Raw genomic sequence first — 24,615 nt, forward strand, 5'->3', positions numbered from 1 at the left:
GGTCTGCTCGACCACCTTGCGCGCGTCGGATTCGAGCGCATGACCGAACGCATAATCCGCCGTCACGAAATACCAGGTATCGCCACCCGACTTGGTCAGCGCGCGCGCGATGCTGTTGGCGAGATTGTAGGTGTTGTGCACCCAGTGAAAGCCATTGGGCGAACACTGCTTTCCTGTGATGCTCGAGGCGCTTGCGGCAATCGGAATGCTGATCTTGTCCTTTTCCCGGGCAAGCTGCTGAACCGCGAGCGCGACGGCGGAATTGCCGAGCCCCATGATCACGTCGACATCTTCCACGTCGAACCAGCGGCGCGCCACCAGTGTTCCGACGTCGGTCTTGTTCTGATGGTCGGCAAAGACAACTTCGATGTCCTGGCCAAGCACCTGCTTGCCAAAATCCTCCAGCGCGAGCCGCACGGCAACGACGTCGCCCGGCCCCTGGTTCTGGCTGTAGGGTCCGGATGCGTCGTGAAGAATTCCGATCTTGACGCGTCCGTTCTTGGCGTCCGCCGGAGCGGCCCAGGCCATCGCAGCTATCGTCAAGACGGCAATTGCCAATCGCTTCATTGTGTTCCTCCCGAGGGTTATCGTTACGACTCTGCCGTTTCTGGTTCCGCCATCGCTCTTTGCCTGGTCGATGGCGGGATATTCGTCGCCGGCTGCGACGCCACGCGCGAAGCGCGCAGCTTGCGGGTGCCGGCCTCATCGCATTGCCAGGCCGCGCCCGATCCGACCGCCGCGACGCCGTAGATGCGCGACGCCATGTCCTGACTGATCAGCCCGAGCGAAAGATCGCGGATCACCGCGGCCGGATCGCGTTGCCAGGGCTCGCCCCAGCCGCCGCCGCCGGGCGTCTCGATGCTGACGCTGTCACCGGCCAGCATCGCGACGCCCTCGTCCTTCGTGACATGTTGTGGCCGATACGCCTGCCCGCCCAGAGTGTAGCGAACCTCCGCCAGCGCGCCGGCCCCGCCACCCTGCACACCGAAGGGGGGATAAATGCCGCGATCGCCGATCACGCTCGACACCGCCTCGCCGCGCAGCAGACTGATTTCGAAACTGACGCCAAAGCCACCGCGAAACTGCCCTGCCCCGCCGGAGCCTTCGCGCAGCCGGTAATGGTTGAAAGCGATCGGATAAAGCGCCTCGAGAACTTCGATCGGCGAAGTCCGAGCGGCCGAGATCGGCGCGGACCCGTTCGACAACCCGTCGATGCCGGGCTGGCCGCCATAGCCGCCGCCGCTGAACCGGAACATGATGTAGGATTTGCGGCTCTCCGGATCATAGCCACTGATGGTGAAATTCTCGACCGAACCAAAACAGGCCGCCGGCACCTGCTCCGGAATCGCCTGCGAAAGCGCGCCAAACACCGCATCCACGACACGCAGAGACACCTCGGCCGACGAACCGGACACCGCCTTGGGGAATTGCGCGTTCAGAAACGTCGTCTCCGGCGCATTCACGCGCACCGGACGAAAAGCCCCGGCATTGATCGGCACCTCGGGGAAAATATGCTTCAGCGCGACATAGACCGACGACACGGTGGCCGAAAGGCTGCCATTCATCGCGCCTTTCACCGGCGCACTGGAGCGAGAGAAGTCGAGTTCGATATCGCTGCCTCGCACCTTGAGATCAAGCGCGACGGTGATCGGTTCCAGAATGAGCCCGTCGGAATCGACATTGGTCTCGAAGGAATAGTCGCCATCCGGAATCTTCGCGACATAGGCACGCATCAGCTGCTCGGCACGTTCGGTCAGTTCGCGCATATAGCGGCGGACTTCCGCGGCGCCGTATTTGTCGAGCAAAGCCGTCAGCCGGCCATGCCCGACATTGATGGCGGCGATCTGCGCCTTCAGGTCGCCGAGCCGCTCTTCCGGCACGCGGGTATTGGCAAACAGCAGCTTGAGCAGGTCTTCCTGGATCACGCCGTTGCGCATCAGCATGACGGGCGGGATGCGCACGCCTTCCTGGTAGATTTCGGTCGCCCGCACTCCGAAGCCGCCGGGTACGGCGCCGCCGATATCGGTCCAGTGCCCGCAATTGGCCAACACCGCGAAGCGCTCGCCCCGATAGAAGAAGGGACGGACCAGCTTGACGTCCATCAGATGGGTGCCGCCACGATAGGGATCGTTCAGCATCACCACGTCGTCGGGACCGAGATCGGGGTAATCGGCGAGTGCGGATTGCACGGCAAACTGCATGACGCCGACGAAAATCGGCATGCCGGTGTCGCCCTGCGTGATCACCTCTCCGGTCAATGCGTCGTAGAGTCCATTGGCGCGATCGCGCGCTTCCGACATGATCGGCGTGAACGCCGCCCTTTCCAGGGCCAGGTCCATCTCGTTGACGATCTGCCGCAGCGCGTTTTGCATCACGGCGAGCGTCGCGGGATCGATGCGGCCGGAGGTCATGCGTTCACCTGAACCATCAGATTGCCGACGTCGTCCACGGTCACGCGGTCGCCGGGTTCGATGACAGTCGTCGAATCCATCTGATTGATGATCGCGGGACCGGCAATCTCGGCACCGATCGGAATCCACTCGCGCTGATAGACCTCGGTCGTCACGAAACCATCTCCGAACCAGACGTCGCGGCGACCGATGCGTGCGTCGGCTGCGGTCTTTCGCGGCCGGTGCGTCGCCGCAACCACGCGCCGCAGATCGATCAGGGGGCGCACGCCGATCACTGCGGTGCGCAGATTGGCGATCTTTGGACGAAAGTTCGAGAGATCGATCCCGAAGGCGTCGAAACAGGCATCCTTGAGCTGCTCGCGCAGCGAATCGACGCTCAGCTGGTCCATGTCGACCCGCACCCGGAGCGTGTAACGCTGCCCCTCATAATGCATGTCGGCTTCATGCCAGACGGTTATGGATTCCACCGGGACATTGTCGTGGCGCAGCAAACCGAGGCCGCTTTCGCGCTGACGCAACAGCACATCGCGAAGCTCGCTTTCGCGCACCTCCGACAGCGGCCTGCCGATGGTCTGCACGAAGTCATGCCGCGCGTCGGCGACGATGCAGCCGAGGGCACAGGTCAGCCCCGGAACATAGGGCACGATCACGGCCGGCACCTGCAGGTCGCGTGCGAGCGCGGCCCCATGCAGGGGACCGGCGCCGCCGAACACGAACAGCGCAAACTCGCGCGGATCGCGTCCCCGCTGCAGCGTCACGAAACGGATCGCGCCGGCCATCGTGTCATTGACGATGCGCAGCACGCTGGCAGCCGTCTGCTCGGCGCCGAGACCAAGCGGCTTGCCGAGCGAACCGAAGGCTTCGCGAATGGCGGGAAGATCGATCGTGGCCTTGACCGCGAGCAACTGTTCCGCCGACAGCCGCCCCAGCAGCACATTGGCATCGGTCACCGTAGGCTCGCGGCCGCCGCGTCCATAGGCGATCGGACCGGGCGAGGCGCCGGCGCTGCGCGGCCCGACTTCGATCATCCCGGCTTCGGTCACGCGTGCGATGCTGCCGCCGCCGGCGCCGATAGTGTGGATATCGATGATCGGAATGCGCATCGGCAGGTTAAAGTCGAGGTCGCGATCACTCGTGGTGAGGGGAACGCCGTCCACGATGATGCCGGCATCGAAGCTTGTGCCGCCCATGTCGCAGGTTACCACCTGCCGGTGGCCGGACTGACGGGTGATGAACCCGGCCGCGATGACGCCGGCCGCGGGGCCCGACAGCACCGTATTCACGGATTTCTCGCAGGCGGTCTGCGCGGACATGATGCCGCCATTGGCCTGCATGATCGCAAGCTCGTTCGCAACGCCGCCGCGTTTCAGCTCCGCGGCAAGCCCGCTCACATAACGGTCGATCAGCGGACGGATATAGGCATTCACCGCCGCCGTGCCGAACCGCTCGACCTCGCGGAATTCGGCGAGAATGTCGACGCTCTTGGTGATGTGGCGGGTCGGCCAGATTTTGGCGGCAATGCTCGCCGCCTCCTCCTCATGAGCCGGATTGGCGTAGGAATTCAGAAAGCAGATCAGGAGCGAGGTGACGTCGCGCGCCTTGAGTGCCTCTATGGCGGCGACGAGTTCATCTGCATCGAGCGGCTTGACGACATTGCCCTTGGCATCGATGCGCTCGGTCACTTCCAGCCGGAGGTCGCGGGGAACGATCGGACGGTATTGTCCGGACAGGCCGAACAGCTGCGGCCGTTCGCGCCGGCCGAGTTCGAGGACGTCACGAAAGCCGCGGGTCGTGATCAAACCGCAGCGCGCGCCGTTGCGCTCCAGTGTTGCATTGGTGCCGACCGTGGTGCCATGCACGAGCCAGACGATGCCCGGCAGATCGATACCCGCGCCCGCCAGGCCATCGAGGAAGCCGCGCGACTGGTCGGCGGGCGTGGTCGGCACCTTGCTCATCAGCACGGCGCCATCGGGACGGATCGCAATCGTGTCGGTGAACGTACCGCCGATGTCGACGCCGACCTGAAGCCCCTCGGGCCCCTTTTCGCGCACCATTTCAGCGATACCCGAATTCATCGGCTTCCTTCAGTTTTTTCGCTCTGCGTACATTCTTCCGCAATGCGGAAATTCTAGGTTGGTTTGGCGGGGTGTCAAGCGAAAGCCTCTCGTTCGCGCTTCCCGCCTGCGTCAGAGATCGCGTCGCAGCATCCGCGACACCACGCCGACGACGCCCTCACGGAACAGCATCACGACGAGGATGAAGATGACGCCCTGAATGACCACGATCCAGGCTCCGAGATGCGCCAGATAGCTCTGCATCAGCACCATGATCAGGGCGCCCGCAATCGGACCGAAGATCGTGCCCATGCCGCCGACCAGCGTCATCAGCACCACCTCGCCGGACATCGACCAATGCACGTCGGTGAGCGAAGCAAGCTGAAGCACGATCACCTTGGTCGCACCGGCGAGTCCGGCAAGACCGGCCGAGATCACAAAGACCAAGAGCTTGTAGCGGTCCGTGTCATAGCCGAGCGAGATCGCACGTGCTTCGTTCTCGCGGATGGATTTCAGAACCTGTCCGAACGGCGAATGCACCACGCGATAGAAGAACAGCAGCCCGCACATGAAGATGACGACGACCATGCAATAAAGGGTGATATCGGACCGCAGGTCGATGACACCGAACAGCCAGCCTCGCGGCACCGCCTGTATGCCATCCTCGGCACCGGTAAAGGGCGACTGCAACGCGACGAAATAGACCATCTGCGCGAGCGCCAGTGTAATCATCGCAAAGTAGATGCCCTGCCGCCGAATCGCGATCCAGCCGAATACGCCGCCGAGGAGCGTCGCCGTTACGGTTCCGAGCAGGATCGCCACTTCCGGCGTGAGGCCCCATATCTTGGCGCTGTGGGCACAGACGTAGCCGGCAGCTCCGAAAAAGGCCGCATGCCCGAACGACAGCAATCCGCCGAAGCCGAGCAGCAGATTGAAGGCGAGCGCGAACAGGGCGAAGCAGAGAAATTTAAGAATGAAGATCGGGTAGAAGAACAGTGGCGCGATCACCAGCAGCACCGCAAGCCCGGCCATGATCCAGCCGTGCAGCCTGCGGTCCGATCTGCCGCCGCCACGCGTCGATGTCGCGAGAGATGCAAGGGACATCATGCACTCCTGCCGAACAGTCCGGCGGGCCGCACCAGCAATACGATCGCCATTACAACGAAGATGACGGTTGAGGACGCTTCCGGATAGAACACCTTGGTCAGCCCCTCGATCAGGCCGAGCGAGAAGCCCGTGATGACCGAGCCGATGATCGAGCCCATGCCGCCGATCACGACGACCGCGAACACCACGATCATCAGGTCGATGCCCATGTTCGGATTGACCGCATACATGGGTGCGGCCAGCACGCCTGCAAAGGCCGCGAGCCAGACGCCGAAGCCGTAGGTGAATGTGATCAGCCTCGGCACGTTGATGCCGAAGGCCTCCACCAGCGCCGGATTTTCCGTGGTCGCACGCAGATAAGCGCCGAGCTTGGTCTTCTCGATCAGCGCCCAGGTGGCGAGGCAGACCACGAGCGAAATACAGATGACCCAGACCCGGTAACTCGGCAGGAACATGATTCCGAGATCGGTTCCGCCCGAAAGCGCCGACGGCACCGGATAGGGCAATCCGGCCGACCCGTAATAATTGCGGAACAATCCGGTTATGACGAGGCCGATGCCGAAAGTCAGCAGCAGACCATACAGGTGATCGAGGTGATACAACCGCGAAATCAGTACCCGCTCGAGTGCGACGCCGATCAGCGCCACGATCACAGGCCCGATCGCCAGCGCCCACCAGTAATTCAGACCGAGATAGTTCAGCAACATCCATGCGGCGAAGGCGCCCATCATGTACTGGGCGCCATGCGTGAAGTTGATGATGTTCAGAAGTCCGAAGATGATCGCCAGGCCAAGACTCAGAATCGCATAAAAAGAGCCGTTGATCAGCCCGATCAGCAACTGGCCAAACAATGCATAGGCAGAAATGCCGAGCCATTCAAACATATGGGACGATCCGAATTTCGCCGCGGTGATCCAAGGGGTGCCTCGCTCAGGCGCTCAGATAGGCTTGCAGTTTTTCGGTCTTCGACTCGACCTCGCTTCTGGTGATCATGTCGACGATGCGTCCCTGATCCATCACGTAATGCCGGTCGGCGAAATTCCGCGCAAACACGAAGTTTTGCTCGACGAGCAGCATGGTGAAGCCCTGTTCCTTCAATCGCGAGATCAGATTGCCGATCTGGTCCACAATCACCGGCGCGAGACCTTCGGTCGGCTCGTCCAGCAGAAGAAACCGCGCGCCGGTGCGCAGAATGCGCGCCACCGCGAGCATTTGCTGCTCACCGCCCGAGAGCTTGGTGCCCTGGCTGCCCCGCCTCGCGTGAAGATTGGGAAACAGTTCGTAGATCTGATCGACCGTCATGCCGCCGGGCTGGACCGCCGGCGGCAGCATCAGGTTTTCCTCCACACTGAGGCTCGCGAAGATGCCGCGCTCCTCCGGCACGTAGCCGACGCCTTTCCAGGCGATGGCGCGCGAAGGCAATTCGATCAGTTCCTCGCCCTGCAGGCGGATCGAACCGCTGCGGGCCCGGACGATGCCGATGATGGATTTCAGCGTGGTGGTCTTGCCTGCGCCGTTGCGCCCGAGCAGGGTGACGACTTCGCCCTTGCGAACATCGAAATCGATGCCGTGCAAGATATGCGACTCGCCGTACCAGGCATTGAGCTGCTCGACCCGCAGCAGCGTATCGCCGTCCGCCGCTCGCGGCGGCTTCATGTCCTGGACGGTCCGGCTAGTCACGTTTCGCCCCGATATAGGCCGCGATCACCTGCGGATTTTTCGCAATCGACTCGTAGTCGCCCTCGGCCAATACCGAGCCCGCAGACAGGACGGTGACAACATTGGCAAGGGCGGACACGACGCCGAGATTGTGCTCCACCATGACGATCGTCCGTCGCTCCGATACGCGACGAATGAGCGCTACCATGCGCTCGATATCGGCACTGGCCATTCCCGCGGTCGGCTCGTCGAGAAGCATCAAGCGCGGATCGAGAGCAAGCGTGGTGGCAAGCTCCAGCGCACGCTTTTGTCCGTAAGGCAATTGTGCAGCCATGATCTCGGCACGGTCGGCAAGTCCGACGGCATCCAGCAAGGCACGGGCTTCGCCATCGAGACGATCGAGAACCCGGTCCGAGCGCCAGAAATCGAATGAGTCTCCGCTCTTCCGCTGCAAGGCGACGCGGACATTTTCAAGCGCGGTCAAGTGCGGGAAAACGGCGGAGATTTGGAAGGACCGGACGACGCCACGCCGCGAAATTTCGGCCGGGCGCAGGCCGGTGATGTTGTCGCCGTTGTAGAAGATCGAGCCAGAGGTCGGCACCAGAAACTTGGTAAGCAAATTGAAGAAGGTGGTCTTGCCGGCGCCGTTCGGACCGATCAGGGCATGGATCGTCCCTTCCCGCACCTGCAGGCTCACATCCTTGACCGCCACAAAGCCCTTGAATTCCTTCGTCAGACCTTGCGTGCTCAGCAGGTATCGTGCGGTCATCGACTGATCGCCGAAACCCGGTGCGGCTTCGCCTTGCCGCGACCCTGTGCAAATTCTGCGGCCGCCGCGCCTGCAATCTTGCCCATCACCGACCCGGATGTCAGCCCGGTACCGCTCGGGTAGTTGAAGTAGAACATTCCGCCGACCAGTTCTCCCGCAGCAAACAGACCGGGAATCGGAGCCAGGTCGGTATCGATCACCTGAGCGGTCTCGTGCGACGTGCGCAGCCCGCCGAAAGTGAAGGTGATCCCGCACCCGACCTGATAGGCCTCGTATGGCGGCTCGTCGATCGTGTTTGCCCAGTTCGATTTCGGCAGCGCCAGGCCCTCGGTGCACCTGCCATCCTTCACCGTGGTCTGGAACGGAATATCGGTCCGGACCGCAGCGTTAAATTTCTTCACCTCGTCCAGGAAATTCGCCTTGTTGACGCCCTCGAGCTTGTCCGCGAGTTCCTCGAGCGTGTTCGCGGACACCTTGCTTACGCGCTTGATGCGATATTCATCGCGAAGCAGATGCAGAACTTTCGAATCGAACACCTGCCAGGCGAACTGGTCCGGCTGGTTGAGAATCACGCGACCATATTTCGCGTAAGTGTAGTTGCGGATATCGGCGCCCTCGTCGACGAACCGCCGGCCGTCGGCATTGATCATGATGCTGAAGGGATACGAATGCTTCTGGAAGCTGTCGCCGACGGTAAGGTCGCCGAATTCCGGCGCGTTGAAGTCCCAGCCCACCGCGTGACAGCCCGACCAGTTGCCATGGGGCGAGGCTCCGATATCAAGCGCCATGCGGATTCCGTCGCCGGTATTGAACCGCGTGCCACGAACCTTGGCCAGTTCCCAGCCCGGTCCCAGATAGCGTGTGCGCCATTCCGCATTCGACTCGAAGCCGCCGCAGGCCAGGATTACCGCATGTGCGCGCAATTCCTCGATGGTATCGCCCATTTTGACGCGCACGCCGGTGACGGAATGCCCATCATAAAGCAGTTCGACGACGCGCGCGTTGTAACGGATATCGATCCCGAGCTTGCGGGCGATCGCAGTTTCCTGATCGACCAGCCCCGGGCCGCCGCCCCAGGATTCGACCGTGACACCCCCCCAGAATTTCATCTTGTCGCCGACCTTGAACGATTGCCGGCCGTAGATCGGGACGAAGCGGACGCCCTTCGCCTGCATCCACAGCGCAGTCTCCAGCGATTTCGTCACGAGCTGCTCGCAAAGTCCGGGATCGGTGCGGTAGCGCGTCACCCGGAACATGTCGTCGAAAAACTGGTCTGCCGTGTAGGCACCGAAATCGGTCGAGTTGATTTCGGACTCGGTCAGGTCCGGCATGAGATTCTTCAGGTCATCGACGCCGTTGTAGACAATCCGCATCCCGCCTGCGGTGAAGCGCGAATTGCCGCCGTTTTCCTCCAGCGGAGCGCGTTCGAGGACGACGACGTCGGCTCCGGCTTCCGCCGCGGCCATTGCGGCGCAGAACGCCGCATTCCCTGCGCCAACGACAACGACGTCCGTTTGGCCCGCCATGAAAACAACCTCCCGATCCCAGGCTTCCGCCGGCCGCCCTTTTTTGCACAGCGAAGTTTTTTTTGCATATCGAATATTTCTTGTTTATGGATGGGCGTCAAGATGGCGGGCGCTTTACGTTGTCGCATCGCGCCCTCGCGTGCCGGATGATCACCCCACGGGTATTCATTGCTGTTGTCGAGGACCACATGAAAGAGGATCGGGAATTTGTCACGTCGCTGGCACGCGGCCTCTCGGTCATTCAGGCCTTCGATCGCGACAACGCCGAACTGACTCTCACCGAAATCGCAAACCGCACGCGGCTTAGCCCGGCCACCGCGCGTCGGTTTCTGTGGACGCTCCAGAAGCTCGGCTATGTGGGCGCAAACGGCCGCGTCTTCTTCCTTCAGCCGAAGGTCGTCTCGCTCGGCTCCGCCTTTCTGGCGTCTGCGCGCGTTGACGAAATCATTCAGCCGATCCTGCGCGAGATCGTCGAACACGCCGGCACCAGCGCCTCGCTTGCGGTGGCGGACGGTGACAATGTTCTGATCGTGGCGAACTTCTCGCTGAAGCGGATGACGCGGCTTACCGCTGGCGCCGGCACCCGCTATCCGATCCACATATCGTCCATGGGGCGTGTGATACTGGCCGACCTGCCCGACCAGCAGCTCGACAAGATCGTCAGGCAAACGACTTTCAAGGCATTCACCAAGTGGACGGTGACCGACGCCGATGAACTCTGGAAGCGGCTCAGGGAGGTTCGTCGCGACGGATTTTGCGTAACGCAGGATGAACTGGAGGAAGGCCTCGATGCGGTTGCGGTGCCCGTGCGCATCGGCGGTGGCCGTGCGATCGCAGCCTTGAACTGCACCGCCTATTCGCGCCAGCAGGACAAACGCAAGCTGGTCAAGTCCGGATTGCAGCCGCTGCTGAACGCTGCCGAAAAGGTCAAGGAGGCTGTGCAGCAATTTCCGACACTGGCACACATCTTCGCGCAGCCGACGCCCTAGTGGAGCGGATCTTACATTCGCTGCGCACCAAACCGCGGGTTCGCAAAGCGAATGTCAAATCCAAAGCTCCCAGCGTCACCGCGGGGGTACTGCGGCGCGAAGCGGCGCTTTGCACTTGAACCGGGGGCGCAGTCCGATTTAGATATTTCGTATAGCGATCTATTTTTCGCACAGCGAAGTTACTGTCTGGGAGGTCGCCGTGGATTATCCGAGCATTCGCCTGTTCATCGACGGCAAGTGGATCGAGCAGGCCGGCGATCCGGTCGTGGACCCGGCGACCGAAGAGGTCATCGGCGAGGTGCCGCGCGCGACCTTGCCACAGCTCGATGAAGCAGTTGCGGCCGCCGAACGCGGCTTCAGGATCTGGCGCACAATGTCTCCCGCGAAACGCGGCGATATCATCCGCAATGCGGCCAACCTGCTGCGCCAGCGCGCCAGGGAGATCGCGCAGGTCATCACGCTGGAACAGGGCAAGCCGCTCGCCGACGCCGAGAACGAAGTATTGCGCGGGTCCGAACTCATCGCCTGGGATGCCGAAGAAGGCCGCCGCACCTTCGGCCGGGTGATCCCGAGCGAGCCGGCGTTTCATCAAATGGTGGTGCGTGAGCCGATCGGCCCCGTCGCCGCCTTCACTCCCTGGAGCGCGCCGACCAGTTCCGCCGGCCGCAAGCTCGGCGGAGCACTCGCGGCCGGTTGCTCGGTGGTGTTGAAGGCATCCGAGGAAACGCCGGCCGGGGCCTGCGCGCTGGTGAAGTGCTTCGAAGATGCGGGTCTGCCGGCCGGCGTCGTCAATCTGGTGTTCGGAAATCCGGACGAAATCTCGCGCCATCTGATCGCCGCACCTGCGATACGGCTTCTGACCTTTACCGGCTCGGTGCCGGTCGGCATCCACCTTGCAAAGCTCGCCGCCGCGGTCATGAAGCCGACGGTCATGGAACTCGGAGGACATTCGCCTGCCATCGTGTGCAAGGATGCCGACCCCAAGGCCGCCGCCAAGCTCTCCGCCAGCGCAAAATTCCGCAACGCAGGCCAGGTCTGTATTTCCCCAACACGCTTTCTGGTGCACGATTCGCTGTTCGATGACTTTGCCGACGAATTCGTGGCGCGCACATCGGCGATCAAGGTCGGAAACGGTTTCGACCCCGCAACGCAGATGGGACCGCTGGCCAATGGCCGCCGGCTCGCCGCGATGGAGGAATTTGTCGGCGATGCGGTCCGAAATGGTGGCAAGGTCCGCGTCGGCGGCGAGAGGATCGGCAATCGCGGATATTTCTTCCAGCCGACGGTGCTGACCGATGTTCCGAAGCATTGCTCGGTCATGAACGTCGAGCCGTTCGGGCCGCTCGCCTTGCTGATGCGCTTCCACGATCTGCCTGAGGCCGTCGAGGAAGCCAACCGCCTCTCCTACGGCCTTGCGGCCTATGCGCTGACCAACGATTCAAGTGCGGCGGCGCAATTGTCCTCGCAGATCGGGGTCGGCCATTTCGCCGTCAACCATTTCGGCGGCGGCATTCCCGAAAGCCCCTTCGGCGGTGTCAAGCAGAGCGGGCTTGGCCGTGAGGGCGGCAGCGAGGGTCTGGAGGGCTACCAAACCGTGAAATACATCAGTCAGCATATCGCCCGTCCGTAATTTTCATCCGGTTTCGCCGCCTGCGACGTGCGGCACAGGTGCCGTCCCGGATCTATCGCTTCCTCATTTTGGCCGCCGCCTGATGGGGCGTTGCAGACGCGAGAAAAATCAAGGGCGCATCCGACCGAAGACGAAACGGCGCGCCGCCCGTTGCGGCACCAGCAAGACAAGCGGTCGCAAGCGCCATGAAGTGGAAGTCGGACAGTCAGCCTTAAGGACGGGGCTGGTCCCGCCATTTCAAGAGTCGTGATTCAGCCGCGGAGAGCAACTGATTGCTGACGTAGCCAATCAGGCCCAGCAGAACGACCCCGGCGTATAGATCCGCGGACTGGAATGACCGCGCCGCGAGCAGGATCGCCTGGCCGAGACCCGGCCGGCTTGCCAGCATTTCTCCAACCACAGCAAGGATCAGCGCAATCGTCAGTCCTACCCGCATGCCGGCGAGGATATCAGGCATCGCGCTCGGCAGAGCGATTTTCCAGATCACGTCGCGGCGCGGCAGCCCGAGCGCACGGCTGACCTGATAGAGACGCGGCTCGACCGCCGCGAATCCATGCACAGTCGCCAGCAGCATCGGCCACAGCGCTCCGAAGGCGATCACGGCAAGCACCATTGCATTGGTCAGGCCGAACAGCGCGATCGCAACCGGCATCATGGCAGACGCCGGCAAGGGACGCAGAAATTCGAGCGTCGGCTCCACATAGACGCGCGCCGCCTGCGACACGCCGACCGCGGCGCCGAGCACGATCCCGACCAGGGACGCCAGCAGCCAGCCATAGATCATGCGTTCGATGGTGGCGGCGGTCTTCGCCAGCAGATCGCCCTCTGTCAGCCCGTAGACCAGCGCGTCCCAGGTGCGTTCCGGTCCGGGAAGAAACACGGGTGATACGAGGCGCGCGCGCGCGACAACATACCAGAGCAGAATAAACAGCAGACTGACTCCGAAGCTCGCCAGCAGCCAGCCGATACGGTTGAGTTGCGGCAGTGCGGTCATGCCTCGATCCGCACCATCGCCGCCGGGCCGAACAGGCGCCGCTGCGACCACCCCCGCACATGATTCATCGCCCAGCCCCCGATCCCGAGCCAGACCAGCAAGGCGAGCATCAGTTCGGGACGAAGCGTCTGCTGCGCCAGCATCATGTTGTAGCCGAGGCCGAGCGGATTGGCGGCGATCTCGACCGTCACGGCAACGATCAGCGCGATCCCGGCGGCGAGCCGGAAGGCCACGAATATGCGCGGCAACGCCGCCGGCAATATGATTTTTCCGACGCGTGCCGGCAGGCCGAAGCCGAGCGCCCGCGCAACCTGGATCAGACGGGGCTCAACCCCGGCCACGGCTGCCCGCGTCAGAATCAGCACCGGCCAGAATGCCGCGAAGGCGACGATCGCGATCTCCATGCGATATCCGAAACCGAAAATCAGAAGTGCGATCGGAATCAAGGCCACCGCCGGAACCGGGCGAAGCGCCTCGATGGACAATTCCAGGAGCCGGTCCGCGGTTCGTACGAGCCCGAGCAGGATGCCGGCCAGCAACCCGAGAGCGCCGCCGATGCCAAGCCCCGAAAGCGACGTCGCGAGCGTCTGGTATGTTGCGGTCACGAGCGTGCCGTCGGTCAGCGCGGTCCAGAACGCCGCAGCGATCACCGAAGGCGCAGCCAGCATCGAGCTTTCCCATCCCGTCGCACGCACTGCGACCTCGGCGGCAACGACAAGCCCGATGGGGATGACGAGCCCCCGCCAGTCGAAGCGCGGTGCGTTTCCGCTCAATGCTCGACCTCCCTGATGACGTCGAACAGTTCGCGCCTCAGCTTGAGAAAGTCCGGACGCTCCCGCGTCGTGAGCTGATCGCGCGGCCGCGGCAAATCGACTGCGAAGGACACCTCGAAGCGACCCGGATTTGGCCGCATCGCGATCACCCGGTCGCCGAGATAGATCGCCTCTTCCAGATCATGCGTGATGAAAAGCACCGTCGCGCCGGTGCGCGCCACGATCGCGAGCACCTCATCCTGCAGCGCCTGACGAGTCATGGCATCGAGCGCACCGAATGGTTCGTCCATCAGGAGAACCTTGGGATCCTGCGCAAGACAGCGAGCGATCTGCAAACGCTGCTGCATGCCGCCGGAGAGCTGGTTTGGAAATTTCTCCGCATGAGCCGACAGCCCGATCAGATCGAGCAATTCGGCGATCCGGGTTTCCCGCATATCTCTCGTGTAGTTGATCGCTTCGAGCGCAAGCGAGATATTGCCCGCTGCGGTGCGCCACGGCAGCAGCGCCTTGCCATAATCCTGGAAGACGATCGCTATGTCCTGACGCGGTCCGGTAACCGGCTTGCCGGCATAGCTCACACGACCCGCGCTCGGCATCAGCAAACCGGCGGCAAGATTGAGCAGCGAGGTCTTCCCGCAGCCGGACGGTCCGACCACCGAAAGAAACTCACCCTCGCGCACGGCGACATCGATGCCGGTCAGAATCAGCCTGCCGCCGAGCGACAGGTCGACGTTTTCGAACGCGATCAGCGCGTCGGCAGGCTGCGCGTCCTGCACGAAATCCTCACGATGGGTTGCAAGAGGCGCCGGCATAGGTCTCCAGAATCCGCTGGACAAGATCGGGCTTGCGGGAGCGTGCAATGCCGCATTCGGTAGCGATACCGAATTTCGGGACAAATTCACGCGCTATCTCGATCCGTGCAATCACGCCATCGACGCCCGCGGAAACGTGCACGACGCCGAGATAGATTTCCGTCCGCGGGTCGACCTTCAGCTTCGCGAACGGGGCGAAATAATCCCGATCGGTCCGGTCCACCGGCACGGGAAAGTGCATGTAATTGATGAGACGATCGACCGCCTTTGCCATGTCGTTTGCGACATCGACCATGCGGCTTGCGTCTTTCGGTTCGATGAAATGCTTGGCGCCGAAATCGCCATAGCAGAAATGGATGCCGAGTTCGACATCCGCCGGTACCGGCGCGCAGATGCGCTGCATGCGCGCCATGATTTCGGGCTGCGATGCGCCGGCGGCCGGGAACCAGTCCTGCGGCTGACCGTCGAGGGCAATCATCTCGTGGCAGAAATCCCACTGAATGCAGAGATGCTCGTGCGGGATCGCATCGCACAGCCGCCTCACCTCCTCGATCATGGCCTTCTCGTAGGCGGCCTCGACCGCAAGCACATCCCGCGGCGCGGCGAAGGCATAAACGATACCGAATGGCGTCGGCATGCAGACCTGCAGACGGACATGTTCCGGGAAATCGCCGCGTTTCTTCGCGGCCTGCAGATCGAGATAGGAAGCGCGCGCCTCCCGCGCATAGCCCAGTTCACCGAAGGTAATCTCCTTCGGATCGACGCCCTCGGCGAGTGCGAGCAGCGGAAATTTCGATGTCGCACGCACCGCACCCGACGGGTCGGGGCGCAGGAACGGGCTTGAACGCAAGAGCGGATACTGAAAGCTCGCCCACAGCCGCCGCGGTCCGACCTCGCCATCGGGCACGCGCTTGAGCCGCTGACCGATCGCTTTTCCGACCGTGCGGAAAATCTCGTCGACCGAGTCGAGACCGATGCTGCCGACCAGATAGGCATTGTCGGGACGATAGACAGTTGAGACCATGGACGGCTCCTCAAAACCAGTTTCTAGTTCGGCAGGCGACACCCGGAAAAATACGCCACATCGAAGGATGGACGGGCCTTGCAGCGCGCGTACCAATTCGCAACGTTCGGCAAGTCGTGCCACAATCCATCGATCTTCAGATCTTCCATGCGCACGACGGTCGGCAGCAGCAGAATGTCCGCCATACTGAACGCGCCGATGAGATACGGCGACCCGTCAAGCGCACGTTCGGCGCGCTCCAGCGTCGAACGCAAGCTGTCAAGCGACGCCTCGACCATCGCCGCGCGAAATCCGTCCGGACCCATCTCGCGATAGAAGTGTTTTCGCAACGGCATCTTGCCGGTGCGCTCGGCGAAAGCGTCGCCGCCGGGCCGCGCATCCGAAAAAAGGCGACCATTCGACAGCAGTTTGTTGAGCGATGGAGCGCGAATCGCAACGGTTGGAACTTCTTCCAGGTAGCGCATCCACGCGCGCATCCGCGCACGTTCGATTGACGACGCAGGGCCAAGCGGCGGATTCGGAAATACGTCATCGAGATATTCACAGATCACCGATGAATCGACAACGACATGGCCATCGTGAACCAGTGTCGGGACGACGCCATTCGGATTCACCGCGAGATAGGCTTCGCTGGTTTGCTCCCCCGCGAGCAGGTCAACGATGCGGCTTTCGTAACCGAGTTTCTTTTCGGCAAGCGCCAGACGCACCTTCTGCGAGCAGGTCGAAATCGGAAAATGGTAGAGAATGATATCACGGTCGGGCCGGTCGAGCTGTTCGCTCCGCGAACCGTCCTGTGGACCGGTTCGCGGAGCTTGGGTGTCTTGCTTGCTCATCTGAGTCCCTTCCCCGCTTGTCAACCGGGCGCAAGGTCCCGTGGCGATGGCCGGACATCCTGAATGACGCCCGGCACCTGACGCAGCGCAATTGCCCGGCAACAAGTCACGGGACGATGATATTCTTGACGCTGAGATCGCCCCGCAGCATTCCCTGCGACTTCATTATCTTCACCCATGACGCGAGATTGTTCTCGGTGAGCTTGGTATTAAATTTCGGAATGCTGACCGCAGCGACGGCGGGTGGAGGCAGCTTCAGAAACTTCGCAACAGTGGCGCGCGCTTCGTCGGGATGGGCATGCGCATAGGCCGCTCCCTCCTCGAAGGCCGCACGATAGGCCTTGATCACATCCTGATTCTTGTCGGCCCAGGCCTTTTTGCTCGCAAATACCGTAATGCTCATCCCCTCCGGCATGTCTCGGATGAAGTTCGACAGGAGTTCGCCGGTCTTGCTTCCGATGATGCGCGCCATGAAGGGCTGGATTGCGATCACGGCATCGACGGATCCCGCTTTCAGGATGCCCTCCATCTGGGGGAATACCGTCTCGACGAACTCGACCTTCTTCCAGTCGACGCCCTTCATCGTGAGCCATTCACGGAACATCACATGCAGGAAGGCGTTCAGGCCGGGCACACCGACTTTCTTGCCGACAAAGTCGGCGGGAGCCTTGATGCCGGAATCCGGCCGCACGACGATTCCAAAATTGCTGTCGGTCTTGATCGTCTCGCTGTATCCGGCCACCGCCACGATATCGAGCCCCCCATTCACCGCCTGCAGCAGGACCGATGCCGTCGGCATGGCGATGTCAACTTCGCCGCTTTCAAGTGCGGCCGGGTTCTGCGAATTGATCGGGATCGGCTTCAACACCACTTCCAGTCCGTGCTTGGCAAAGAAGCCCTTTTCCTGCGCGAGCAGGACAGGCGCGAGGTCGAATACCTGCTGATGGCCGAAGGTGATTTTCTTTTGTGCATGGACAGGTCCGGCGGCGAAAGACGCCAGCAATCCGGCCATGGCGAGTACGGCATATCTCTTCATGCGATCCTCCTGTTTGGTGTTGGTGCGGGTTTGCTTCCCGCATCCGGCTTGTCGTTCCTAAGTCCGTTACCTCATGCGACCACCTGACCGCGATCCGCATCGCGGGCGCAAGACGTCGCCAGCGCCTCAAAGGCGCCGGCCAGAAAGGGAAGTGCAAAATCGTAGGCGCGTTCCAGATCGCGGCTGGAATAGGCGCGCCGCGAAATCACGCCGAGCAGGTCGTTGGCGGCAAAGATGCCGAACATCACCGAGACCATGTGCACATAGCCGCGCGCCACTGCCTCTTTCGATAGACGTGGTTCGGCGCTCTCCAGCGCTCCCAGGATCAGGTCCTGGGTCTCCTTGAAATGCCGTGTGATCAGCCGCGTCCAGCGCTGCTGCTGACCGGTCTGCGCGAGAAGGCGGCCGTAAGCGCGCCAGCCCGGCCCGCCTTGCAGCATCAATTCAAGATAGGGCCGCAGGAACACATCGATGACCTGCCGGACGTCGGGACGCCCCGTCAGACCTGCAAAAGCCGTGCGCCGCCGCGCGTTCAGTTCATCCGACCGACGCGCGATGATGGCCTCGAACAGCTTTTCCTTGCTTTCGAAATGGTAGTTGATCAACCCGAGCGGCACCCGCGCCTTCGCAGCGACGTCGCGCATGCTCACAATATCGAAGCTTGCAGCCGCGAACAGATTTTCCGCCGCGTCGAGTATGGCTGTGCTGGTGTTCACGCTGTTTCGCAAGATGCTGATCCTGTCGACCCGTTGACAAACGATTTGTACAGTTGTTCAACTCGAATGCAAGAGTGATCATGGTCGCAGATGCGGTTTGCAGCCGGGCCGTGATCGCAAGACCAAAACAGTTCGGCACCGCAGCAAAAATGCGGGTTAGGGAGCAGACATTGGGTTTCTTCATCGGAACGGACGTTGGAGGCACCTTCACCGATCTTTGGATATCGGCCGACGACGGCGAGACCCGGGTGTTCAAATCGCCGACGACGAACGACATTCTGGGTGGCGTCATCGACGCGATCGGGCTTGCCGCCGAGGCATATGGACTGAGCTTCGAGCAATTCTGCGCGAAGATCGAACGGTTCGGCCACGGCACCACCGTCGGGCTGAATGCGCTTCTCACCGGAAATGCAGCCCGAACGGCGATCGTGACCACACGGGGCTTCGGCGACACGCTGGTGATCGGCCGCCTCAAGCGCCAGACCTCCGGCATGAACGAGTTGGAGCGCACCGACGCCTATCTGCGCAACCGCGTACCGCCGCTGGTCCCTCGCGATCTCGTATTCGAGATCGACGAACGCATCGATGTGAAAGGCAATGTGATCAAGCCACTCGACGAGGCGCAGGCGCGCACCGAGATCCGCAAGCTGAAGGATCGTGGCATCGAGGCGGTCGCGATCTGCACATTGTGGGCAACCCACAATCCGGTGCATGAGAAGCGGCTGCGCGAGATGGTCGTCGAGGAATTGCCAGGCGTGTTCATCAGCGTGTCGCACGAGATTTCGCCCGGCGTGGGCGAATATGCGCGCATGTCGACAACGGCCGGCAATGCCGCACTTGGTCCCCTTGCCGGACGCTATCTGTCGAGTCTGGAAGCGAAATTGCACGACGCCGGCATGAAGGTGCCCGTGCTGATGATGACCTGTGCCGGCGGCGTGCTGCCAACTGCGGTGCTGAACGACCGCCCGGCCTTCGCGCTGTTTTCCGGTCCGGCCGGCGGCGTGATGGGCTCGCGCGCGACCGGCGCACAGGCCGGCTTCGACAATATCGTCACCATGGATATCGGCGGTACCAGCTTCGATGTCGGCGTGATCGTGTCGGGCAAACCGATCATGCGCTCGGAAATCTCGGTCGCCGGCGCCGACATCCGCGTGCATTCGATCGATGTGGAATCGATCGGCGCCGGCGGCGGCTCGATCGCCTATGTCGAGTTCGGCGAGTTGCGGGTCGGGCCGCGCAGCGCCGGCGCAAATCCCGGCCCCGCTTGTTATGGCCGCGGCGGCACGCGGCCGACCGCGACGGACGCCGATCTCGTGCTCGGCGTCCTCGATCCGGACAATTTCATCGGCGGCCGCATGACGCTCGATGTCGATGCCGCGAGGCGCGCCATCGAGGAGCATGTCGCAAAGCCGCTCGGCATAAGCGTGACGGAAGCGGCGTGGGCGATCCGCCAGATACTCGACAGCCGCATGGCCGATCTCCTGCGCCGCATGACCATCGAGCGCGGCTACGATCCGCGCGACTTCACCTTGCTCGCCAATGGCGGCGCGGGACCCTCGCACGCGTGGGTTCTGGGCGAGGAACTCGGGCTCGAGGGCTTTATCGTCCCGGCTGCGGCGACCGCCGAATCGGCCTATGGCACAGGCAATTCCGATCTCGGCTTCACCGCCGAGCGTCCGTCCTACGCGCGCATTTCGCCGGGAGCCGTGCCGGTCGACGCGCAGCTTGCGCATGTGACCGCGGCACTGAATTCGGCCGTCGACGAGGTGAGGACCAATCTCGCGCTGGCAGGACCGAAAGGCGACATCGGCATCGAGACCTTCATCGCGATCAAGTTCCGCGGGCAAACGAATCATCTCGACATACCGTTCACCGGTGAGAGGTTCACCATGGAAACCTTCTATGGCGTCACCGCCACCTTCGAGAAGCAATACGAGGCGCTGTTCGGCCGCGGCGCCGCGTTCTCGAATGCCGGCTACGAGTTGATCTCCGTGCGCGCGATGGGCACCGGGTCCCTGCCCCCGCCCGCGCTCGCCACCAAAGGCGAACGCTTCGAGCCGCGCGGCACGCGCCCTGTCGTCTTCCGTGACGCCAAGCAAGCGGTCGATACCGCGATCTATCGCACCTCGTTCCCGAACGAGGGAGAGAGCGCCGAAGGACCCGCCATCATCGAATTTCCCGGCCAGAGCGTGGTGGTGCCGCCCGGCGCCACCGCCCGGGCCGACCGCTTCGGCAACATCCATGTGAGGCTCGCATCATGAGCGAGATGAACGCCGTCACCTTCGAGGTGATCCGCAACCGGCTGGTCGCAATTTCCGACGAAATGCGGATCGCGCTGCAGGCTGTCTCGGGCTCGCCGACCGTGACTGAAGCATCCGATTTCTTCACCGGCATCTTCCTTCCCGACGGCGCCGTAGTATCGATGGGCTTCCAGGTCTCCTTCCAGGCGCCGGTTTGCGGCCAGGTGATCCGCCACATCATTGGCAGACCGCGGCTCAAGGTGGCAGACGGCGACATCTTCATCGGCAACGACCCCTATATCGGTGCGCTGCACCAGAACGACGTGCAGATGATCGGCCCGATCTATGCCGGCGACGAGATCATCGCCTGGGCCGGCGTCGAGGCGCACGAGACCGATGTCGGCGGCATGGATTTCGCGAGCTGGTGTCCGAAGGCCAAAGAAGTCTGGCAGGAGGGCATCCGCATTCCCTGCGTGAAGCTCGTCGACCGGGGCGAGATGCGCGAGGACGTGCTGGAGATGATCGTCACCGCGTCGCGCCTGCCCGATCAGCTCGGGCTCGACATCCGTGCCTTCATCGCGACCGTGAATGTCGCGAACCGCCGCGTCAGCGAACTGGTCGAGCGCTACGGCGCGAAGACCGTAACCGAAGTGATGCGCCGGATGATCGCCTCGTCTGAATCGCGGCTGCGTGCCCGGTTGCGCGAATTGCCGGACGGCGTCGTGCATGCGGCCGACTTCATCGAGCATGACGGTCATCAGAACGTTCTCTACAAGATCGACTGCAAGGCGACCAAGAACGGCGACAGGCTGACGCTCGATTTTTCGGGCTCCAGCAAGCAGGCGCCGGGCTTCATCAACGCGACCCGCTCGGGGCTGGTCGGCGGCTGCGCCGGCGGCGTTCTCACCACGCTGGGCTTCGATATCCAGTGGAACCAGGGCCTGCTCGATCCGGTGGAAATCGTTGCGCCGGACGGGCTGATCTGCACCGCTCAGTTTCCGGCTCCCGTGGGTTCAGCCACGGTTGAAACCATCTGGTCGGTCAGCAATGCGGTGATGGCCGCGCTCAACAAGCTGCTCGCGACCTCGCCGAAATATCGCCATCGCGCGCAATGCATCAGCGATGGCTGCATGGCGACCTTCAATCTCGGCGGCGTCAATCAATACGGCGAGCCGTTCGGGCTGCATCTGATGGATCCGCTGGCGGCGGGCTCCGGCGCCTTCGCCACGAAGGACGGCGTCGAGGCCGGCGGGCCGATCACTTCGCCGGTCTCCTGCATCGCCGATGTGGAGCGCAACGAGCAGGCGGTGCCGCTGTTCTACCTGCATCGGCGGCTGGTGTCGGATACCGGGGGCGCAGGCAAGCACAGAGGTGGATTGAGCGCGGAAGTGGCGCTGACGCTCGGCGGGATCGAGAAGGCGATGGCGCTGGTGATGACGCATGGCGCGGAGTCGCCGAATACCGCGGGCCTTGCCGGCGGCTGGCCGGGATCGACCGTGGTGCAGTCGATGGGCTGGGGCGCGATCGACGGCGGCCTGCCGAACGACAGCGGCAAATGGGAGCGCTTCGGACCGAAACCCGGCCTGATGCCGGTGACCAATCGCGACGTGTTTTCGGTGATCTGGCAGGGCGGCGGCGGCTGGGGCGATCCGCTGGAGCGCGAGGCCGAGGCAGTCGCACGCGACGTGATCTCCGGGGCGGTTTCGGCAGACACGGCTCGGGAAATCTATGGCGTTGTCGTGAGCGACGGCATTGTCGATAACGGAGCGACCGAACGCCAGCGTGAATCCATACGCAAAAGCCGCGTCGGTCATTTCGACACCGACCCCGCAAAGAAAAGCGCGGCCAAGCCGATCGCATCGCTGAGCGAAAATCTTTTCGTCGTTCAGGACGAGCGCGGCGCCCATGTCACGAGCCGCGCGGGCTATATCCTGGCGACCGACAGCACCGCCTGGCGCGAGGGCGCAACGTCGGTCACCTTCGACACGCTGCCGGAGCGCTACCGCATCGACCTGCACGAAGACCTGTGCTGCACCGTGCATTATTGTCCGGCGAGCGGCGCACAGCTCGCCGTCGACTTCCATCGCAAGGGCGAAAAGCCGGTCGACGACCTGCTGCTCGACCTCGCCTCGTTGCCGAGGCTTGCGGCATGAGCAAGGTGGCGAACCCGTTCCTGACCGCGGCCGGCGACGAATTGCCGACGCAATACGACCGGCCGCCGCAATTCGAGGGGTTCGTCGAGGAGCGCGACATCAAGGTGAAGATGCGCGACGGCGTGCATCTGTCAATCGATGTCTACCGTCCCGACACCAAGGAGAAGCTGCCCGCCCTGCTCGCCTTCGCGATCTACAACAAGGATCTGCAGGGGCCGGACATCGCCGATGCGCTGACGCCGCAACCGTCATGGTCGGCGCTGTGGACCGGCTGGCTCGAGGCCGGCGACACGCGTTTCCTCACCTCGCGCGGCTATGTCCATGTCATCGGTGCGCCGCGCGGCATCGGCAAGTCGGAAGGCGGGGGATCGCGCGAATTCGACAGCTACGACCTGATCGAATGGATCGCGAAGCAGCCGTGGTGTGACGGCAATGTCGGCATGATCGGCATTTCCGGTTTCGGCGCCGAACAATTCAATGTCGCCAAGCAGCAGCCGCCGGCGCTGAAGGCGATCTTTCCGTTCGACCCGCGCGGCGCCTATGGCACGCTTGGCAGCTTCCGCGAGGAATATCACGGCGGCGTCTTGCATCTCTTCCGCTACCTGCTGTCGATCAATCTGGTCGCACATCAGAACAAGGGCCAGCCCGGCGATCTGCCGCCGGAGCGCGAGGCGCTGTGGCGCGAGGCCATGGCCAATCCGGATTTCAAGATTTATCCGCATGTCTACAACATCCTGACCCAGAAGGGTCAGCATTTGCCGGCGATCTTCGACTTCCTGATCCATCCCTACGACAAGGAGGAGATCGTCGAGAAGGCCGAGGCGGATTTCAAGAAGATCAACATCCCCGCCTATACCGGTTCCGGCTGGTACGCCTATGGCTACAAGACGCATCTCAACGGCGCGCAGAACTGGTTCCGAAATATCGACGTGCCGAAGAAGATCGCGTTCGGCGGGCCTTCGCATCTCGAGCGGCCCTTCCGGTCCCTCCATCAGGAAATTCTTCGGTGGTACGACCACTGGCTGAAGGGCATCGACACCGGCATCATGGACGAGCCGCCGGTCAAATACTGGGTGATGGGCGAGAATGCCTGGCGCTCAGGCCAGGATTGGCCGCTCCCGGAAACGCAATGGACCAAACTTTATCTGTCGAGCTGGGGACGGCTGCGGCCGGAACCCTTCCTGCCGTCGAGCAGTGACGGACGCTCGGCACCCGACGCCTTCGTGCAGATGCCGATCACGCAGACGAACGAGGTGCAACGCCTGCGCTACATGAGCGAGCCGCTGCCGCAGGACACGCTGATTGCCGGGCCGATCGTGCTGAACCTGTTCGCTGCAATCGATCAGGACGACACCAACTGGATCGTCGTGCTAAGCGATGTCGGGCCGGATGTCTCGGTGCGAACCGCCCGCGAGGGTGAGCGCGGCATCCCGCGAGACCTGCCGGAGCGGGAAATCACGCGTGGCTGGCTGAAGGCATCGATGCGCGAACTCGATCCGAAGCGTTCCAAGCCCTGGAAGCCCTGGCACAAGCTGACGCGCGCGGCGAAAAAGCCTGTCGTCCCAGGCGAAGTAACGGAATATGCGATCGAATTGATGGCGACCGCCAACCTGTTCAAGGCAGGCCATCGCATCTGTCTCGATATCACGAGCCTCGACGTACCGACCGGCGTCGGCGGAGCCACCAATGTCGAATATATCCCCTACCACATCTGTTCGAGCCGCACCGTACTGCACAAAATTCATCACGACGAGGCGCGCCCATCGCACCTCATCCTGCCTGTGATCACCACGGACGGGCATCCGCGGACGCCGTGACTCCATCGCAACGGTGGAAGCGGCGCTGGCCGAAGAGAGCTCGTCTTCAGCGGCCATTGAGAACCGGCGACG

At 62.7% G+C, this 24,615-nt stretch carries 20 protein-coding genes; 5 read left to right on the forward strand and 15 right to left on the reverse strand.

The annotated features are described in order from the left end of the window. From AB7F49_RS04455 to tcuA, 8 genes are all read right to left on the reverse strand, one after another. Window positions 1–567, reverse strand: a 567-nt coding sequence (locus AB7F49_RS04455; RefSeq protein WP_428520618.1) for an ABC transporter substrate-binding protein, incomplete at its 3' end; no start/stop codon positions are given. 23 nt (window positions 568–590) lie between these two features. Further along, window positions 591–2,411, reverse strand: a complete 1,821-nt coding sequence (locus tag AB7F49_RS04460) for a hydantoinase B/oxoprolinase family protein (RefSeq protein WP_428520619.1) — start codon at window positions 2,409–2,411, stop codon at window positions 591–593. After that, a complete protein-coding gene (locus AB7F49_RS04465) occupies window positions 2,408–4,486 on the reverse strand; it encodes a hydantoinase/oxoprolinase family protein (RefSeq protein ID WP_428520620.1) in 2,079 nt (692 codons plus the stop codon). The genes AB7F49_RS04460 and AB7F49_RS04465 overlap by 4 nt, the downstream gene beginning before the upstream one ends. A gap of 111 nt (window positions 4,487–4,597) precedes the next feature. Beyond that, window positions 4,598–5,572 (reverse strand): branched-chain amino acid ABC transporter permease, encoded by a 975-nt coding sequence (locus AB7F49_RS04470; protein ID WP_428520621.1) that lies wholly within the window; start codon window positions 5,570–5,572, stop codon window positions 4,598–4,600. Next, entirely contained in the window at window positions 5,569–6,456 is an 888-nt protein-coding gene (locus tag AB7F49_RS04475; RefSeq protein WP_428520622.1) for a branched-chain amino acid ABC transporter permease, read from the reverse strand. The genes AB7F49_RS04470 and AB7F49_RS04475 overlap by 4 nt, the downstream gene beginning before the upstream one ends. A gap of 46 nt (window positions 6,457–6,502) precedes the next feature. Then, window positions 6,503–7,228, reverse strand: coding sequence for an ABC transporter ATP-binding protein (locus AB7F49_RS04480; protein WP_428520727.1), 726 nt, complete (start codon window positions 7,226–7,228; stop codon window positions 6,503–6,505). Window positions 7,229–7,244: 16 nt separating this feature from the next. After that, on the reverse strand, window positions 7,245–8,000 hold the full coding sequence (locus AB7F49_RS04485) for an ABC transporter ATP-binding protein (protein ID WP_428520623.1): 756 nt from the start codon (window positions 7,998–8,000) through the stop codon (window positions 7,245–7,247). Continuing rightward, window positions 7,997–9,526 carry an FAD-dependent tricarballylate dehydrogenase TcuA gene (gene tcuA / locus AB7F49_RS04490; protein WP_428520624.1) on the reverse strand — a complete coding sequence of 510 codons (1,530 nt, stop codon included), beginning with the start codon at window positions 9,524–9,526 and terminating at the stop codon, window positions 7,997–7,999. Before tcuA ends, AB7F49_RS04485 begins: the two co-directional genes overlap by 4 nt. Before the next feature lie 188 nt (window positions 9,527–9,714). Between tcuA and AB7F49_RS04495 the strand changes: the two genes are divergently transcribed. Both AB7F49_RS04495 and AB7F49_RS04500 read left to right on the forward strand, forming a co-directional pair. Further along, window positions 9,715–10,515, forward strand: a complete 801-nt coding sequence (locus AB7F49_RS04495) for an IclR family transcriptional regulator domain-containing protein (RefSeq protein ID WP_428520625.1) — start codon at window positions 9,715–9,717, stop codon at window positions 10,513–10,515. A gap of 199 nt (window positions 10,516–10,714) precedes the next feature. Continuing rightward, window positions 10,715–12,145 (forward strand): NAD-dependent succinate-semialdehyde dehydrogenase, encoded by a 1,431-nt coding sequence (locus AB7F49_RS04500; protein WP_428520626.1) that lies wholly within the window; start codon window positions 10,715–10,717, stop codon window positions 12,143–12,145. A 211-nt stretch (window positions 12,146–12,356) separates the two neighbouring features. Here the strand turns inward: AB7F49_RS04500 and AB7F49_RS04505 are convergent, their stop codons facing one another. The 7 genes from AB7F49_RS04505 to AB7F49_RS04535 all read right to left on the reverse strand — a co-directional run bounded on the left by AB7F49_RS04505 (window position 12,357) and on the right by AB7F49_RS04535 (window position 18,333). Continuing rightward, window positions 12,357–13,139, reverse strand: coding sequence for an ABC transporter permease (locus AB7F49_RS04505; protein WP_428520627.1), 783 nt, complete (start codon window positions 13,137–13,139; stop codon window positions 12,357–12,359). Then, window positions 13,136–13,912, reverse strand: coding sequence for an ABC transporter permease (locus AB7F49_RS04510; RefSeq protein ID WP_428520628.1), 777 nt, complete (start codon window positions 13,910–13,912; stop codon window positions 13,136–13,138). The genes AB7F49_RS04505 and AB7F49_RS04510 overlap by 4 nt, the downstream gene beginning before the upstream one ends. Then, a complete protein-coding gene (locus AB7F49_RS04515) occupies window positions 13,909–14,724 on the reverse strand; it encodes an ABC transporter ATP-binding protein (protein WP_428520629.1) in 816 nt (271 codons plus the stop codon). The genes AB7F49_RS04510 and AB7F49_RS04515 overlap by 4 nt, the downstream gene beginning before the upstream one ends. Then, on the reverse strand, window positions 14,696–15,748 hold the full coding sequence (locus tag AB7F49_RS04520) for a hypothetical protein (RefSeq protein ID WP_428520630.1): 1,053 nt from the start codon (window positions 15,746–15,748) through the stop codon (window positions 14,696–14,698). The genes AB7F49_RS04515 and AB7F49_RS04520 overlap by 29 nt, the downstream gene beginning before the upstream one ends. 23 nt (window positions 15,749–15,771) lie before the next feature. After that, window positions 15,772–16,581: a glutathione S-transferase family protein gene (locus AB7F49_RS04525; RefSeq protein WP_428520631.1), complete on the reverse strand. Its 810-nt coding sequence runs from the start codon at window positions 16,579–16,581 to the stop codon at window positions 15,772–15,774. 106 nt (window positions 16,582–16,687) lie between these two features. Next, entirely contained in the window at window positions 16,688–17,617 is a 930-nt protein-coding gene (locus AB7F49_RS04530; RefSeq protein WP_428520632.1) for an ABC transporter substrate-binding protein, read from the reverse strand. Window positions 17,618–17,688: 71 nt separating this feature from the next. Further along, window positions 17,689–18,333 carry a TetR/AcrR family transcriptional regulator gene (locus AB7F49_RS04535; RefSeq protein ID WP_428520633.1) on the reverse strand — a complete coding sequence of 215 codons (645 nt, stop codon included), beginning with the start codon at window positions 18,331–18,333 and terminating at the stop codon, window positions 17,689–17,691. Between the two features lie 170 nt (window positions 18,334–18,503). Between AB7F49_RS04535 and AB7F49_RS04540 the strand changes: the two genes are divergently transcribed. Genes AB7F49_RS04540 through AB7F49_RS04550 form a run of 3 tightly spaced genes read left to right on the forward strand, consistent with a single transcriptional unit; the run spans window position 18,504 to window position 24,543 of the window. Continuing rightward, window positions 18,504–20,594, forward strand: coding sequence for a hydantoinase/oxoprolinase family protein (locus AB7F49_RS04540; protein ID WP_428520634.1), 2,091 nt, complete (start codon window positions 18,504–18,506; stop codon window positions 20,592–20,594). Next, window positions 20,591–22,726, forward strand: coding sequence for a hydantoinase B/oxoprolinase family protein (locus tag AB7F49_RS04545; RefSeq protein WP_428520635.1), 2,136 nt, complete (start codon window positions 20,591–20,593; stop codon window positions 22,724–22,726). Before AB7F49_RS04540 ends, AB7F49_RS04545 begins: the two co-directional genes overlap by 4 nt. Next, the gene (locus tag AB7F49_RS04550) at window positions 22,723–24,543 is read left to right on the forward strand and encodes a CocE/NonD family hydrolase (RefSeq protein WP_428520636.1); all 1,821 of its coding nucleotides are present in this window, start codon (window positions 22,723–22,725) and stop codon (window positions 24,541–24,543) included. The genes AB7F49_RS04545 and AB7F49_RS04550 overlap by 4 nt, the downstream gene beginning before the upstream one ends. Window positions 24,544–24,615: the final 72 nt, after the last annotated feature.

Source organism: Pseudorhodoplanes sp., assembly GCF_050250235.1.
In the GTDB taxonomy this organism is placed as follows: Bacteria; Pseudomonadota; Alphaproteobacteria; order Rhizobiales; family Xanthobacteraceae; genus Pseudorhodoplanes.

Bases quoted from the DNA above. Each gene is read 5' to 3' on its own strand.
- AB7F49_RS04495 (WP_428520625.1), top strand. From the start codon at position 9,715: ATGAAAGAGGATCGGGAATTTGTCACGTCGCTGGCACGCGGCCTCTCG.
- AB7F49_RS04520 (WP_428520630.1), bottom strand. From the start codon at position 15,748: ATGGTCTCAACTGTCTATCGTCCCGACAATGCCTATCTGGTCGGCAGC.
- AB7F49_RS04465 (WP_428520620.1), bottom strand. From the start codon at position 4,486: ATGAATTCGGGTATCGCTGAAATGGTGCGCGAAAAGGGGCCCGAGGGG.
- AB7F49_RS04475 (WP_428520622.1), bottom strand. From the start codon at position 6,456: ATGTTTGAATGGCTCGGCATTTCTGCCTATGCATTGTTTGGCCAGTTG.
- tcuA (WP_428520624.1), bottom strand. From the start codon at position 9,526: ATGGCGGGCCAAACGGACGTCGTTGTCGTTGGCGCAGGGAATGCGGCG.
- AB7F49_RS04460 (WP_428520619.1), bottom strand. From the start codon at position 2,411: ATGACCTCCGGCCGCATCGATCCCGCGACGCTCGCCGTGATGCAAAAC.
- AB7F49_RS04480 (WP_428520727.1), bottom strand. From the start codon at position 7,228: ATGAAGCCGCCGCGAGCGGCGGACGGCGATACGCTGCTGCGGGTCGAG.
- AB7F49_RS04485 (WP_428520623.1), bottom strand. From the start codon at position 8,000: ATGACCGCACGATACCTGCTGAGCACGCAAGGTCTGACGAAGGAATTC.
- AB7F49_RS04470 (WP_428520621.1), bottom strand. From the start codon at position 5,572: ATGATGTCCCTTGCATCTCTCGCGACATCGACGCGTGGCGGCGGCAGA.
- AB7F49_RS04525 (WP_428520631.1), bottom strand. From the start codon at position 16,581: ATGAGCAAGCAAGACACCCAAGCTCCGCGAACCGGTCCACAGGACGGT.
- AB7F49_RS04505 (WP_428520627.1), bottom strand. From the start codon at position 13,139: ATGACCGCACTGCCGCAACTCAACCGTATCGGCTGGCTGCTGGCGAGC.
- AB7F49_RS04550 (WP_428520636.1), top strand. From the start codon at position 22,723: ATGAGCAAGGTGGCGAACCCGTTCCTGACCGCGGCCGGCGACGAATTG.
- AB7F49_RS04530 (WP_428520632.1), bottom strand. From the start codon at position 17,617: ATGAAGAGATATGCCGTACTCGCCATGGCCGGATTGCTGGCGTCTTTC.
- AB7F49_RS04545 (WP_428520635.1), top strand. From the start codon at position 20,591: ATGAGCGAGATGAACGCCGTCACCTTCGAGGTGATCCGCAACCGGCTG.
- AB7F49_RS04515 (WP_428520629.1), bottom strand. From the start codon at position 14,724: ATGCCGGCGCCTCTTGCAACCCATCGTGAGGATTTCGTGCAGGACGCG.